General features: G+C 40.3%; 13 protein-coding genes. 8 read left to right on the forward strand and 5 right to left on the reverse strand.

From position 1 onward, the window contains the following. Window positions 1-25: 25 nt before the first annotated feature. On the reverse strand, window positions 26-514 hold the full coding sequence (locus J8L97_RS02310; protein WP_211047721.1) for a hypothetical protein: 489 nt from the start codon (window positions 512-514) through the stop codon (window positions 26-28). Between the two features lie 133 nt (window positions 515-647). Between J8L97_RS02310 and J8L97_RS02315 the strand changes: the two genes are divergently transcribed. Beyond that, complete coding sequence (locus tag J8L97_RS02315) at window positions 648-1,184, forward strand: thioesterase family protein (protein WP_192508308.1); 537 nt, start codon at window positions 648-650, stop codon at window positions 1,182-1,184. Between the two features lie 53 nt (window positions 1,185-1,237). Here J8L97_RS02315 and J8L97_RS02320 read toward each other — a convergent pair whose 3' ends face one another. Further along, window positions 1,238-1,888, reverse strand: a complete 651-nt coding sequence (locus J8L97_RS02320; RefSeq protein ID WP_211047722.1) for an OmpW family protein — start codon at window positions 1,886-1,888, stop codon at window positions 1,238-1,240. Between the two features lie 283 nt (window positions 1,889-2,171). On the opposite strand from J8L97_RS02320, the gene dapE reads away from it, so the two are divergent. From dapE to J8L97_RS02350, 6 genes are all read left to right on the forward strand, one after another. Continuing rightward, on the forward strand, window positions 2,172-3,359 hold the full coding sequence (gene dapE / locus J8L97_RS02325) for a succinyl-diaminopimelate desuccinylase (RefSeq protein WP_211047723.1): 1,188 nt from the start codon (window positions 2,172-2,174) through the stop codon (window positions 3,357-3,359). Between the two features lie 169 nt (window positions 3,360-3,528). Then, a complete protein-coding gene (locus J8L97_RS02330; protein WP_192508305.1) occupies window positions 3,529-3,975 on the forward strand; it encodes an Hsp20 family protein in 447 nt (148 codons plus the stop codon). A gap of 249 nt (window positions 3,976-4,224) precedes the next feature. After that, window positions 4,225-6,759, forward strand: a complete 2,535-nt coding sequence (locus tag J8L97_RS02335) for a YdbH domain-containing protein (RefSeq protein WP_211047724.1) — start codon at window positions 4,225-4,227, stop codon at window positions 6,757-6,759. Between the two features lie 11 nt (window positions 6,760-6,770). Then, window positions 6,771-6,950, forward strand: coding sequence for a YnbE family lipoprotein (locus J8L97_RS02340; RefSeq protein WP_210995492.1), 180 nt, complete (start codon window positions 6,771-6,773; stop codon window positions 6,948-6,950). Window positions 6,951-6,961: 11 nt separating this feature from the next. Continuing rightward, entirely contained in the window at window positions 6,962-7,282 is a 321-nt protein-coding gene (locus J8L97_RS02345; protein ID WP_211047725.1) for a YdbL family protein, read from the forward strand. Between the two features lie 103 nt (window positions 7,283-7,385). Then, on the forward strand, window positions 7,386-8,987 hold the full coding sequence (locus J8L97_RS02350) for a winged helix-turn-helix domain-containing protein (RefSeq protein WP_211047726.1): 1,602 nt from the start codon (window positions 7,386-7,388) through the stop codon (window positions 8,985-8,987). A 17-nt stretch (window positions 8,988-9,004) separates the two neighbouring features. Here the strand turns inward: J8L97_RS02350 and J8L97_RS02355 are convergent, their stop codons facing one another. The 3 genes from J8L97_RS02355 to J8L97_RS02365 all read right to left on the reverse strand — a co-directional run bounded on the left by J8L97_RS02355 (window position 9,005) and on the right by J8L97_RS02365 (window position 14,730). Beyond that, window positions 9,005-9,919 (reverse strand): glycoside hydrolase family 16 protein, encoded by a 915-nt coding sequence (locus J8L97_RS02355; RefSeq protein ID WP_247688500.1) that lies wholly within the window; start codon window positions 9,917-9,919, stop codon window positions 9,005-9,007. Between the two features lie 582 nt (window positions 9,920-10,501). After that, entirely contained in the window at window positions 10,502-11,596 is a 1,095-nt protein-coding gene (locus J8L97_RS02360) for an efflux RND transporter periplasmic adaptor subunit (protein ID WP_211047727.1), read from the reverse strand. Between the two features lie 11 nt (window positions 11,597-11,607). Beyond that, entirely contained in the window at window positions 11,608-14,730 is a 3,123-nt protein-coding gene (locus J8L97_RS02365) for an efflux RND transporter permease subunit (RefSeq protein ID WP_211047728.1), read from the reverse strand. A 363-nt stretch (window positions 14,731-15,093) separates the two neighbouring features. Here J8L97_RS02365 and J8L97_RS02370 point away from each other — a divergent pair, with 363 nt between their 5' ends. Next, window positions 15,094-15,540: a hypothetical protein gene (locus J8L97_RS02370; RefSeq protein ID WP_211047729.1), complete on the forward strand. Its 447-nt coding sequence runs from the start codon at window positions 15,094-15,096 to the stop codon at window positions 15,538-15,540. Window positions 15,541-15,568: the final 28 nt, after the last annotated feature.

Here is a 15,568-nt window from a genome sequence, read left to right on the forward strand (position 1 = left end):
AGCCTACACACTTTCAAATCAGGTGTTATTTAGTCCCCATATTCTTAATAACACCTTCTAGCTTGATATACTTGATGCCATTATCTTCAAAAATTACATCGATACTAATGTTATTCCGCGCAAAAAAGTAGTCAATACCATTGAGTGTAAGTACATAACTGCCTTTAACATCACTGCTAAAGTCTCCTTTACGCAGCGACAATTTGTTTTTACCTAATGTCCAGCTGAATTCATCGATAAAGCCTTTGTAAAATTCTTGGATCCACACATTACTTTCATCTTTGCTGAGTGTAATTGCGATGGAATATGACTCTGGGATTTCAGACATATTGTAACGTTTTGGGCCAATACGAAATTTTTTAATATCGCTTTCCCAACCAAAGCCAAAATAAAACCCCTTTGATACACCGCCAGAAAAGCGCAGTTCACCAGGTCCTTTAAAATCAAAATCTGCATAGCTGAAAGGTGAAAAAGCAAATAACGCAGCCGACAGTAAGATCTTAAATTTACGCATGTTTTCCCCTATGATCAAATCGTTATAACACTGTACTAAGCCTAGTTTAGTGTTTCATTCGGATCAAGTAATACTTGTGAGTGTAAGCGGCTATGATAGAATGAAGTGCCATGCAAACTGGTAAGACCATTTTATGAATCTGTATTTTCGACTATTATTACTTTTCTTAAAAATCAAGAATAATAAATTAACTCAGCCTTTATTAGACCCTGTTGATATTGATTTTAAAGTGATGCCAAGTGATTGTGATATCAATTTACACCTCACCAATTCACGATATCTTGCTTTTATGGATTTAGCCCGAACTTGGATGACAGAGAAAATGGGGCTATTCAGTGAAGTAATGAAACGTCGCTGGTTTCCTATTGTTAATGCTACAGCGATAACTTATATACGAGATATTAAGCCATTTCAAAAGTTTACCGTCACCACAAAACTAGTAAGCTGGGACCATAAATACTTTTATATAGAACAAAAGTTTCATTCGGAGCGAGGGCTACATGCAATTGCATTTGTGCGAGGCGTTTTTCGTCATAAGCATGGTATTGTTCCGATAGAAGAAATGTTAGAGGTAGCGGGCTACAAAGGAGATACACCAGAAATGCCTGTAGAAATTATGCACTGGAAAGCGATGCTAGAGGCGAAGAAAAGCAGCAATTTAGCAAAATAAAAGGCCATTAAACATGGCCTTGATGATTGAGAAAAGTACTGGTTGAAACGATTCTAGAACTTATACTTAATGCCAAGCATGGCGACAACGGGGTCAATCTCAACATCTGACGTGAGCGCTTTTCTACCATCAGCGTACACGGTAGCGTCAGTGTCGATATCCATTTTTGATAGCATCGCGTGGATGCCCCACTTATCATTGAGTTGGTAATTGAAACCCGCTTGTACGGCAAAACCGAGAGAGTTATCTAAATCGACTTTTACATCATTTGTTCCCAATGTTGCTTTTAATGCGGCTGTTGGCTCTTCATCAAAAAAGACTGTGTAGTTAACGCCAACCCCAATGAATGGTCTAAACTTCGCACCGGCATCCAAAAAGTGGTATTGGGCTAACAAAGTCGGAGGAAGTTGCTTTACTTTCGCGATTTCGGCACCTTGTAATCCACCCGCGCCATTTACCGTATGTGAAAAGGGGGTGGCTGCAATGAGTTCAAATACGATATTGTCTGAATATTGATAGTCAAACGTAATACCCAGTTGTGTATCTGAGTCTGCAACTAAACCAAGCGCTTTGTTTTGATCAATTGCAGAAGCTGTACTGGTAGGATTTACATTAATAGCACCTACATTCACGCTTAGTTTAGCTTGAGCAAATGGGGTTGCAACCAAGCATGTTGATAGTAGTACTGCGCTAAATTTTTTCATTTTCATCTCCTGAATCTCTGCAAGGTAATTTGCTTTGTTGGCCCCATGTTATAGCGTTATTTTTTTATAAAATTGTTCTAGATCAAATTTTAAATTGTGTTCTTTCAGAAATTTCTGAAAGTTTGATTTGGATTAAGTTTTGTAAATAATTAAGCGTCGATGGCCAACATTGATTTTTTGCATTACCTCTGTAAGTGACCTAAAAGCGACATAATTACGCCATTAAAGTGCAATAATTAGGCGCTGTAATAGGTAGGGTCTTTTCGCTATTTTGAGTATTGTCATGGCTCAGCAAACCGTTTTAAAAAGCTCGGCACTGGATATGCTTGTTACAAGGTTGCAAACACTGATACAGGCTCCGTCAATTACACCTAACGATGCAGGCACTATTGACTGGCTTGCCAATGAGTTGCAATTGCTTGGGTTTGAAATTGATGCTTTAACATCGCAGCATGGCGTTAAAAACTTGATAGCAAAGCGATGTTTTGGGGCTGGGCCTGTTATGGCTTTTTCAGGGCATGTTGATGTGGTGCCTGCGAAGAGCGTAGGGTGGATTGTCGACCCGTTTCAAGGTGAAGTTGTGAATGACAGTGTATATGGACGCGGTGCGGCAGATATGAAAGGTGGAATTGCCGCTATGCTCTGTGCGACAGAGAGGTTATGTCAGCATCATGAACATGCTATTGGTACCTTTTATTGGCTCATAACGTCTGATGAGGAAGGGGAAGCTGAGCATGGTTCAAAATATATTGCGGCGCATTTACAACAACACAATGTTCAATTAAATGGGTGTTTGGTGGGGGAGCCGACTTCGGATAAGCACGTTGGTGATACGATTAAGAATGGGCGCAGAGGTGCATTATCAGCACGAGTGCTGGTGTCGGGGATTGCAGGCCATGTGGCTTACCCTGAAAATACGGTGAATGCAGCACATATTGCAGGTGATATTGTATCTGCATTGGCGAACTTAACATGGTGGAAAGATGCTGCCGGTTCAAAAACCCATTTGCAAGTAACAGGCATATCAGTACCAAATATTATTGATAACCTCGTGCCGAGTGAATGTGAGGTTACATTTAATATTAGATATAGCCATGCTTATGATAGTAAGCAGATACAATCGCTCGTGCTATCAGCCCTTAGTAAGTGGAATACGAATATTTCTGTGACGTGGGAACGACCATGCGAGCCTTATTACACGGGGAATAAAGGGCAAGGGTGTTTTTTATCAATGGTAGAAAGCGCGGTAGCGAGTGTGACTGCACAGTACCCGGCATTAAGCACTGCTGGTGGAACATCGGATGGGCGGTTTTTTTCCAGCGACTTTACCCAAGTCGTTGAGTGTGGGGTTCGAAATCATACAATTCATCAAACTAATGAGCATGTGCCAATTGCTGATTTGAAACGGGTAGAAAAAATTTACAGAGGAGTGCTCGCACGATTCTTCATTGGCTCAAATAGCGCAGTATAAAAAATTGAAGTGGGGCCTTGAAAAAGCATTTGCCGACCATAGATAGGATTATGAAGGTGGCTCATGTAGGACCTTCATATTAATTTAATGTTTTTTATATTTTTATTACGTTATTTTTGGTTCTTTAAGAAGGAAAGTAACGTTTATCGCTTATTTAGAGGATAGCATTATGCGTACCGTAGATTTATCTCCACTATACCGTTCATTCATTGGTTTTGATCATTTAGCATCTTTAATGGATGCCGCTGCACGTACCGATAAGCAGCCGAGCTTTCCGCCTTATAATATTGAGGCGCTTGATCAAGATAAATATCAAATTACGATGGCAGTAGCAGGCTTCTCAGAGCAAGAGCTTAATATTGAGTCTGAAAACAATACCTTAAAAGTAGCTGGTGTTAAGGCTGATAAAGTGAGCCAAGCCGAGCGTAAATTTATTCATCAAGGCATTGCCGAGCGTAATTTTGAGCGGAAGTTCCAATTAGGAGATCATGTTAAAGTGATCGCAGCTCAATTAGATAACGGTTTGCTTGTAATTGATTTAGAAAGAGAGGTTCCTGAAGCGTTAAAACCTCAGAAGATAGCAATCAGAAAAAGCAAATTGATTGAAAGTAATTAGTTACTCGTCAAACGATAACTTGGTCAGGTTGGCCAAGTTTCAACTCACAATATTAAGTAATGTTATGCCAGCTTTTATACTTTGAGCTGGCATTTTTTTGTGTGGACATTGGCTTAATGATGCATCGCACAGTTCAAAACCCAATAGCCCAACAGTCTACAACTTCTTACACAATGGCGGATACTTCAGCGCTAAATTAACGTAAGATAGCCAAGGAATAGTGGTAAAACACAGGAATTTTTGGGTTATATGCAATTAAAACGCTGGCACGTATGGACTGTACCAAGTTTAATTATACTTTTCAGTTTATTTTGGTATAAAAACTTTTTAGTACGTTATGCTGTAAACGCTTATGGGTTACCTGCATCTTTTTCGGTTACGTGTTTGTCTTGGTCAATGAATAGTTTGAGCGAGTTAAAAGTTGAAAAGTTATGTATAAAAAATGATGAGTATATAGTAACTATATTTAATGCCATCGTCTCTCGAGAGATAGCTCTGATTGGAAAGCTAGATGTTCAATACAAAAAAAGTCATGATGGAACATCACAAAATCTTACCGCAACCCCACTGCAGATACCACTCATTGCACAGCGGCCAAGAATAAGTATCAACGAGCTCACAGTTGCGACTGAATATTTGTCAAAGCCAATATCTATAGGTCTCTATGAACATCAATTGAATATGTTTAGGTTAGAGAGCGACCTACAAGGGGAGGTGGCAATAAATGCAGACGCTGTAGCTGTCAGATTGCACCTCGATAGCCCATTGATTTATCGAAATACACCAAAACAAATCAAACACCTAAAAGGACAGACCTCTTTTATTTATACTGGGTTATCTGTACAGGCAACAGCGGATATAAATGTAGAAAGCGCTTTTACACAGGGGCAGTGCGAGGTAGGGGCTACTGTATTCGGCCAGCTTTTTCTTGATTTTGATATTGCTACAGCATCAGCCGATCTTGATCTAAGTAAATTACAGACTGAAGCGGTTGGTACAACGTGTATAGATAGTTTACCAGAAACATATGCGAATTATGTCAAGCCTTTATTAGCGCATCCATGGGACATCTCAATTCCAAAAATAGCAAGAGGGACAACAGATACGATAGCCATTTCAAAGATAACGGCCAATAACAATCTAACGGATGAGGTCGCAATGACTGATATGGAGTTTGATATTAATAAAGCGCAGCTTACTTTTGACTGGCATTGGGCACATAGTTCGAACACGTTAGGTACATTTACACATCGCGCACAAGTCGGAGTAGATGAGCATCAGTTTACTTCACAGAATAATTTGGCGTTTCAAACGTCGGAATTGAATGTTAATGGAGTAAATTTGCATGCTGGAGTAGGCGATATCGAGTTTTCAGTCAATGGAAATATTACAGCTAGTGCCAACTTTGACATGTCGGGCAAAGGGGTTGTACAGACCCAGATGCTCAGGTATGAAAGTGCACAATTCAATGACGTAAGAGCGGCTATTGAATTTGACGTGCTTAGGGGAAATGTTACAGAAATAGATGCCAATATTGAACTAAACACTGACTCGGTTAATTATGAACAGTTAGTGTTATTTGATATATCTGCCAAGGCTAATGTGGCACTTGATAAGTTGCAAAATGTGGTATTGCGTTCAGAGTCGTCCGTAGGAAAAATACAACACGCTGATCTACAAATAAAAGGGGTCGAACAGCAGCTTTTTGTTAATGCCAAGCTCGATACTAGCGAAAGCCACGCAAAATTTCGTTTACAGACAGCCATCGATGCGATAAAAACGCCCTCGATGAAAACTGGGTCCATTGATATTGCGAGCCAAGGAGATTTTAATCGAAGCTTATCTCTAGAGCATATTATAAGCTATGCAGAGCAAGAGTTACTACTAGAGCATCAGTTAACCCCTCAAGGTCATCCTTTCACCCTGACAATATCACAGCAGCCGGTTGTAAACTTACAGCCTCTACTGACACAAGTTATGCCTCAACTACAGGTAACCCAAGGTACTTTGAATGGTAAAATAGATGGCGATTTAGCATTGCAAGAGGCTGATTTTCGAGGACAACTAAAAGATGTTTCGGTGCTATATGATAGTCACTTTATTGATGGTGTTGATACCACTTTTTCGGGAAGCCTGAATTCAGGAGGTATTAAGATTGAAAATTCTAAACTGAACATTGAGCAAATACGAACAGGCGCAGTGTTATCAAATATTACGGCTGATTATTGGGTTGATGGACAGCAAGCAACGATTGCAAAGCTACGTGCTAACGTCTTTAACGGACAGGTGTATTTACCCCAGTTACACGTTTTTGCTGAACAGCAAGCATTAGCGCTGTCGTTGCTTGATCTTGACTTGGGTATGCTTGCTGAAGCAGGACGTGATGCGGGAATAGCGCTATCTGGTAGAGTATCGGGCAAGCTACCGATCTTTATTAATGGTAATGCCATTAGCATTGAAAATGGCACACTCTATAATGTAGACACGGGACAATTGGTCGTTGAAGACAATGCATCGGTGAACGCCCTGAAAGCTCAACAACCAAGTTTAACCACCGTCATAGGGTTACTTGATAACTTAACGGTCAACACATTGACCAGCGACGTAAATCTCACCGCAGACGGGTGGTTGACATTAGGGGTAAAGATTGTGGGTGAAAATGAAGAGCAAGCTCAACCTGTTAATTTTAATTATACCCATACAGAGAATATTTTTACCCTGTTTAAAGCGCTACGGTTAAGTGATGAAATAACCCAACGTGTTGAACAGGCCCTAACTAAATAGGAGTAAGTTAAATGAAATGGATGATACCCATATTGAGTATTTTACTGTTGTCGGCATGCACTCATAAAGTGCAAGTTGAAACGAAAGAGCCGATAACGATCAATTTGAATGTCAAAGTTGACCATGAGATACGCGTAAAAGTAGATAAAGAGTTGGACGATTTGTTTAGTGATGACAGCGAATTATTCTAAAGGAGAATGAAATGAAAATAATTAAATTAGCATTGGTAGCTATTGCATTTAGCATGACCTTTTCTGCACTTGCACTCACGCTGACTAACGCCAAGTCGCAAGGCTTAGTCGGGGAAACGGAAAGTGGATATTTGGCATTGGTAACAAGCAACCCACAAGCACAGGCTTTAATTAAGTCAGTTAATGCAAAAAGAAAAAGTAAATATGCACAACTGGCAAAGAAAAACAATTTAAGTTTGTCGCAAGTAGAGACTTTAGCTGGCCAGAAAGCAGTTGCAAAAACAGCCTCAGGTCACTTTATTAAAGTAAATGGTCAGTGGATAAAGAAGTAACTTTGTGTGCGTTCGTAACCGCCCGTTTTAGTACGATATCAGTTTCTGTTTAAGCTCTTTTTTGTAATACTCTGCTTATGCTTTTCAATTGAAATATGGTGTCATGCAGTACAACATTAATGGCTTATACGTAGATTTAGTGAAGGGAGTTGTGATTGATGGAGTTGAGTGCGCAACGATTCGTAGTAAGACATTACAAGTATTAGTGAAGTTAATTGCAAACCGAGAGCGCATTGTTACCAAGCAGGAGTTGCTAGAGGATATTTGGCATGATGTCATTGTGCAAGAGCAAGTACTGGCTCAATCTATCAAAGAACTTCGAGATTTATTTGGAAGCGACACCATAAAAACCTTCCCTCGCAATGGCTATCAATGGATTGCTGATTTAGAAGTATCCTCGGTAAAGAATAAAAACAATCAAGATAAAAAAAAGATGATATGGGTAAGCGCGATATGTGTCGTTAGTTTGCTGGTATTGACGTTGGTAAATACTCTTTCTTCAAAGAAGTTGAGTATTGCATTTTTACCTGTTGATAATGCGATGCAAGATACAGAGCATAATTGGGTGTCAGTGCAAGGTCTGGAATACTTAAGCCAGCGGTTATCTCAGTCGAGTGAACTCGATGTTATTGACAGCAGCCATATTTTATATGCTTTAGAGCGATTAGATGTTAATCAACGGCAGCGATTCGATGGTGCGAATGTTTATCCTTTGCGTGCTAAATTAGAAGCTGACTTATTGGTTAAAACACGTTTAACGGGGTTTCCTGAAGATTATCAATTACATTACTTTATCTATTCTGAGCATAATGCTGAACGAGGTGTGGTTAACGCTAAAACGGTTAACCGAGGATTTGAACTATTAGTTGAGTTAATCGCAAAGCGCTTTGATTCCTATCAGCCGAACAACTTTCAACTTAATAAAAATGTGTTTAGTAATGAAGCCTTCGCGAGGGGTGTAGAGTTATATTTACAAAATCAGTTTGAGCAAGCAAGTGCACTATTTGCAAGCGCATTACAAAGCAATCATGAGTTGTTAGCCGCAAGGCGATATCTTGCCGCTAGTTATGCAAATACCGCACGTCAAAGCGAAGCAATCACACTATTGGAAGAAAATATTGTACTGGCAAGTAAACAGCAAAGTAGAGAATTGATCAGGGCTCACTTACTGATCGGTTATTTGAAAATTAACTGGCCGACATCAGACAGTCGAACAAATGAATTAAGAGAGGCCTCAGAGCACATTGCTCAAGCAAAGAAATTGGCAGAACAACAGCAAGATAAACTATTTATTGCTTATTCGTATGAAGAACTTGGGAAAATAAAACGCTTACAAGGCCGATATACACAGGCGATTAGATTGCTGACCTTAGCATTGGCTTATCATCGTGAATTTAATAGTAGCTATGGACAAACCGCTGCACTCATTGAGTTAGCTAAGGTAGCTTTTGAACAATTTGAAGTTGATGAAAGTGAGCATTATTTAGAGGAAGCACTACTTATTGCGCAGAAAAGTCATGCTCAAGCGAACTTGGTTTGGGTTTATTTAGCCAAAGCAGATATTGCGCGTAGCCAGTTAAATAAAGTAAAGGCATTCAGGTATGCAAATAAGGCCAAAGAAGTCGCGCAGCAAAGTGATAGCCAGCTGCTGATCAGCCGTGTTGAAGCATGGTTTAACCATGCTTCAGTATATAGTGTTAACTAATCAGGTGATTATACGCACTATAGGCTACAGTAGTCTTTTTGCTTAGGAGACCACTCAGGCACACTGTCATATTGTTCAATACGATTGTTTCTAAATGAAGATATTTGCTGTGTTACTTGATGTGTTGATAGTAGGGTGTCTTTTGCAAAGTAGACCCAATCCACGTCTTGGTAGTATTGACGCATAACTGGATTTTGTACCAGTTGCTCTTGAATAAACCACAAATTGAAATTAATAGACATAGGTACCTCAGGAAATACTTCAGGTCCGTGAGTGGCGAATAATTGACCATTTATGTAGTAGCGTAATGTATTATCTGCCACATGTAGCACGAGTGTGTTCCAACCTTGCAGACTGCGTATACTTGCGTCATGCTGGTTTACTTTTGTCCATGGTGTCAGTTGAAATGTCTCCCATGACGTTGCAAATAAAGCATGGTTCCCTTCTCCCCAGCCCCCATTAGCTAAATATTCAAAGTCCATTTCACTGTAGTTTTTATCCATAGGCGCTACGAGTGGACTAATTGCATAAAAGGTCTCTACTATGCCATCTCCATCTGGTCCATATTGTGGTGTGTCGTTAAAGTACACTCGGGCAGCATAGGTACCTTCTCGATATTTTCGCTTGTGACAAACCTGAGTTTGACGGGTATTTACGGATGTACCGTCTGTTTTCGAGGTTAGCCTCATTATAAAATTAGTATGATCCAAAGGGTGTGGATGGAAGGTGACACCTTCTTCCCACCATGTCGCACCTTTAACACCAGGGTGGCCTTTTTCGGTTCTAACCATCCAACCATTTTCTTTCGCTCGGGTGAAATTGGCGTAATTAAAGTCGTCAAACATTACGTGTGAATATGATTGCTCAACACTCAATACGTGAGAGAGAGGCGCTAAGCATAGAATGCTAATAAACATCATTTTTCTGTGCATGACTGAATACCTTGTGGTCAATATTGTTTTTGGGTTTTCAGTTGTAGTCATGTTTATTATGGGTTGCGAATTAAATTACATTAAATTTACATTTTTTAGAGATTAAAATTTTTTAAATGTATGTATATTATTATTTTTATTTTAGATCTTTTTGATTTAGGTGTTATTTAACCTCAGGTTTGGATAAGGGTTTTGGAGTAGGAAATATTTTGAAAACAAACTTACGTCCAATCCAATGATGATATTTTGTTCAATATCAAGGCGCTTTTATGCAGTAATAGCGGGCTATTACAAATGAAAGCAACGCCGAGAGTGAGAAAAAGAGCTTTATTGGGCAAATTCGCTTATCCAGAGCTGAGGTTATTTATACATAAGGAAAGCGCACACTCAAAAGGAAAGCATTTTGATTAGGTAGGTGCATTACAAGAAAAATGACTATTGAAGTGAGTGTGGGGAAGCGCGAGAAGTTGCTCTGATAATGTTGATGGTTGATATGATGGAACTTAGAAGAAAAATGAGTAAGGTATACCTAAGTAAAGCTTACTCATTGGGCTAGTAACTTTAATTGTGGAATAGTGAGTGCTATGCGCTTGGCACCATTTGTACTTCAACTTCTTGACCTGTTTTTAATCGCTCAGCACCTCGAACGGCTACATTATCACCGATGGATAATGAACCTTGGCTGATAGGCGTGATGGCTACAAGTGTGCCTTGCCCTTTACCAACAGTCACTGGAATTTTATGCGCGGTGTTTTTATCATCAATTTTAACTATGTGCACGCCTTCTTTGCGTAAAATAAGGGCATCTCTATTGATTAACCAAGTTGTACTGTTAGTTTTGAGAGGCACTGAAACGTCGACTAGCTGGCCGACAGCCCACAGTTGTGTTGTGTTTCGTGTGAGCGTTGCGCGCACTTCAAATGACTGTGAACGAGGATCGGTTGTTGGAATTATACTGGTAATGATAGCCGTACTGGCCTGTGGGTTATCTAAGTTACCTGCTGTAAAAGGCAGTGATTCGCCTTTCTTTATATAGTTAAGGTACTTAACAGGGATGTACATTCTAATTTCTAAATTGGTAATATCTGTTAGTTGAAGTAACTCATCGGCACGATTAATATCTTTTCCAGAACGCATATAGCGGGCGCTGATCACGCCAGAAAATGGCGCAACTAATGTAGCCCGATGTAATTTATCTGCAATGACTTTTAATGCAATGTTCGCAAGTGCAATATCTGACTGAGCTAAATCATGTTTATTTTGAACTAAATCAACTTGGCTAGCAGCTGCACTACTAGACTGAGCGAGCTTTTTGAGGCGGCTGAGTTCTTGTTTATGGAATCGCAAGTTGATTTTCGCTCGGGTCAACATTTCTTGCTGCCTAGCTTGTTCAAACTCCAATGGGAGCGTATCTATTCTGGCGAGCACCTCACCTTTTTGAACAGTTGTTCCAGGTTCAATTACATGTGTAAGTAGACCATCAATACCGGCCGTTAATTTAACATCTTGTTTGCCATGCAAGGTGCCATGAAGTGCAAGTTGACTGGTTAATGGCGCCTGTTTAATACTTTCGACTGCGACAGGAACTGCAGCATAAACGCCATTGCACATCATTCCTGCGGCTAAGAGGACGAACTTACTAAAACATGTCAGTTTTAACACTACTTTTTGGTACATAACGCGTCCCTTTATTGATTCGCAACGAGATTAACAATTGAAGCTTTGTCTTTAATAATGTGTGTTTCTTTTGGTTTCTTTTGCTGGCCAAGTAATAATAAACTGGGCATTAATATCAAGGTGAATAAGGCACTAATAGCCATTCCTCCGACAATAACAGTGGCGAGACCTCGATAAATTTCAGATCCGACACCAGGCACAAGCATCAAAGGCAGCATGCCAAATAAGCTGGTCAATGTACTTAAATAGACCGGTCTGGCTCTGAGTAATACAGCTTGTCGAACTGCGTCTTTACGTACTATGCCTTGCTGCTCTGCAGTACGGGTTTGGTCCACAAGTAAAATGGCATTGTTGACGACTAACCCGAGCAAGATAATAAAGCCTATCATAGTGAGTAGGTCTAGGGACTGGAAAGTAAATAGGTTCAGTATATATAACGCAAGCACACCACCTGCAATTGCAAGAGGCATCACCAAAAGTACCAATAAGCTGTCTTTTGCAGATTTAAACAATGCAGTCATTAGCAAAAAGAGGATGAATAGTGCCAACATAAAGTTGAGAGTCATCTCTTCGATAGCTGAGTTCATCTTTTGTGCATTGCCAGCCAATATGACACTGGTATTTTTTGGAATATTTGCTCTGACTGTTGGCATAACCTTCTCAGCTAAAATACTTTGGGCTTCTTGCAAACTCATATTTTCTGGAGGAGTAACAACAACTGACACGGTACGCTTACCGTTAACTCTTCGCAGTTGACTCGGGCCGACAGTACGCTCTACAACTGCTAATTCACCTAACGTTTGTATTCCTGAGGAAGGAGTTACGATTGGTAGTGCTTTTAGTTCCTCGGGGGTTGACCATGGATTAGCTCTCAAAATAACGTTCATACGCTCATTCCCGTTGAAGTATTCATTAATGAATAGTCCCCCAGTAAATGCCTGCACAGCTTGAGCGACATCATGTCGAGTAAGTCCAGCTTGTGTTATCCTACGATCATTGGGGTGTAGCCTAAGCTCAGGCTCGGCCATATCAAGGCTTGGTTGAGGTTGCGCTGTTGCATCTGGAAATGCCGCTTTTACGGTTTCTAAAGTGACTCTTGCACCCGCTATGAGTTCATCCATATTAGGGCCAGTCAAATCTATATTGATAGCTCGGCCATCACCGCCATTGGAGACACTGATCATTGAGCCTCGAAATAGAAATACTTGGGTATCAGGCAGATCATGAAATATCTCTTTTTTGGCAACTTCCATTAACTCTTCAACACGTTTGGGGTCATCGGAATAGATGAATCCACCGGCATTGGCTCCAAAAATGTAAAAGTTGTAATCCTTTATTTTTGGAAGTTTTTCGCCATCATGGTATGGCTTAATACGTTGCTTGACCCGTTTTGCTAACTCTTCTTCCATAAAGCCGATATTGCCACCAGGCGGTGTATTCAAAGAATAAAAGAAGCCATCGGTTGGTGCGCGTGGCATGAAATCTGTTTGTGGCAATAAAGTGAAAGTAATGAACATTGAACCACCTAGTAATCCAGCCACCCAAGCAATTTGCTTTGTTTTAGTATTAGTTATTGTTGTAATAAAGGCGGTTAAATTGTGCCAATATTTCTTATATGGGTCGGTGGTTGGCGTTTTATCTGGCCAAAAGTGATTCGCAATTGGGATCAGAGTCAATGCACAGACCAATGATGTAATGACCGCAATTGACAGTGTTAGGGCAAGATCTGAGAAAAGCTGGCCTTCGATACCAGCCATAAACATGATGGGTAAAAAAATAGCTACGCTTGTCGCTGTTGAGGCAAATAAAGCACCAGCGACTTGTGTAGCACCAATCAGAGCAGATTTCTTTTGGTGTTTACTTTCACTAGATAGACGTGAGATGTTTTCTTGGACAATAATTGCAGCGTCAAGCACTAACCCCACAGCGAAAGCTAAGCCTGCAAGTGAGATCACATTGAGGCTACGTTCGAAAAGGTGAAGGGTGAAGAAGGCAACCATTAATGACACTGGGATAGTTGCAGCTATTATAAGCGTGGTTTTTATACCCCTAAAAAAGAGCCACAATATCCCGCAAGCAAGCAAAACCCCTAACCCTAGATTACTTTTGACCAGTGCTAAGGCGTTACGTATATGCACTGAAGAATCAAAACTAAGCTCAATAGCTAGGCCTGCTTCTTTTAATACTCCGGTGTTCAATTCACTTATTGCTTGGTTGATTTCATCAAGTACAGCCACTGTGTTTGCGTCATTATTTCTTGAAACAGTAATGTAATAAGCCGGTTTTCCATTTCTTAATGTCATTGAACGTCTGTCTGTAACGGTATCTTCAACAGTCGCAATGTCTTTTAGGTAAATTGCTCGGTCATCTGAATAGCCAACGCGCATCTGGCTAAGCGTATCGACATTGTATTTACCTGTAAACCGTACTGTATATTGTCGTCTCCCAACATCGGCGATGCCGCCTGAGGTATCTGTGGATGTTGAAATAGTGCGTTGAATAGAGGCTAAATCAATCCCTAGAGAAGCGGCTTTATATGGATCAAATGTCACTCGTAGCTCACGAGCGCGTTCACTGGCCATGTTTACATGTGATATGCCTGGAATTCGCGCTAATCTTGGCTCAATAAAATCTTCAATTTGCTTTTGGTATTGCGCCATATCGAGTGTTTCAGAGTCATAATTTAGGGGGACCACGAGTAAACTTGCTGCTGTTGGCCCACCAGAGCCTGGTCCACCACCGCCACCCGCTGTTACAACTGGGTCAATCGCATCTAATGGGAGTGGAGGTACCTGATTGAGACTCGTTAGTACGTCTAGCATTGCTTGTTGCATATTGGCATCGACAGCAAAGGTCAGAGTAATTGTGCCATTACCTTGATTGATTTGTGTATTAACTTCTAATGCTCCTGGGGTGTTCTTCACTGCGTTTTCAATTGGCTCTATGATCATGGACTCAATCTCTTCGGGTGCTGCTTGTCGCCAGCCAGAAAAGATAGAGATTTGAGGTTGCACAATCTCAGGAGTGAGTTGTAGAGGGAGTTTAAAAATACTGATAGTACCGAATAGTATAATTAGTACCAGTATCACTAATACACTCGCTGGGTTTTTTAGCGAACTGCGTGTTAAGTTCATAGCCATTTCCATTTCTCGACGACAGAGGAAGTATTAAACAAAACAAGGCGGCTTGCTAGTGTGAAAATAAGCAAGTAGCAGAGAATACGTTATCCATCGTAATTTATAGTTGCTTTAGCCCACATACGTTACGCTTTGTAACAATTTAATCGTCTTATCTGTTGTGCTTTTATTGTAATTAAAGCATTAAAAGTCATGCAGGTAATCAAATGTAATCTGATGATTATAAAATGTTTGGTAACTCGAAATCTAGTGGTCCTCTTTTTAAAACATAAAGAGGAGTAAGAGAAGGTATTTTCTAGTTCGACATTACCTTGTACCCTTAGACTTAACTGACGTTAAAGTACTAATAAAGGAATAGTTATGTTTATTGCATTAAAGTGGGATCATCAAATAGGCGCACATTTTGTTTCATGGTTAGTTGTTGAGTGTTCATCTGTCACTGAAAAGTTTGGGTTACCTCAAGCTATGCCGCCTAGGAGAGACGTGGCTTATTTTGTTGATGACAAAACCGCTGAGCAAGATGCAAAGGCGTTTGCTATTTATAAGAACAGTGCGAAAGAGGAACGGAAGCAGGATCATCACTATTCTGCTTATTTATCGGCGCACCATGGTTACAGTCATTATGAGTGGGATCATTCGTATTTCTCAGGGTTCATTAGGCATGCAGTACTGTATTGGGAGGATGGTGCACATATACAACCTAGCCCCGTCAGAGATGATGTTGCTTATTTTATATGCCCAAACAACTCAGAATTAGACAGCCGATTTTTTGCTCAATATAAATCAGACTATGAGACAATGTTTTGAATTTACTCAGAAAATTCATGACTATTGT

This window comes from Pseudoalteromonas sp. MMG012, assembly GCF_018100875.1.
Classification (GTDB): Bacteria; Pseudomonadota; Gammaproteobacteria; order Enterobacterales; family Alteromonadaceae; genus Pseudoalteromonas; species Pseudoalteromonas aurantia.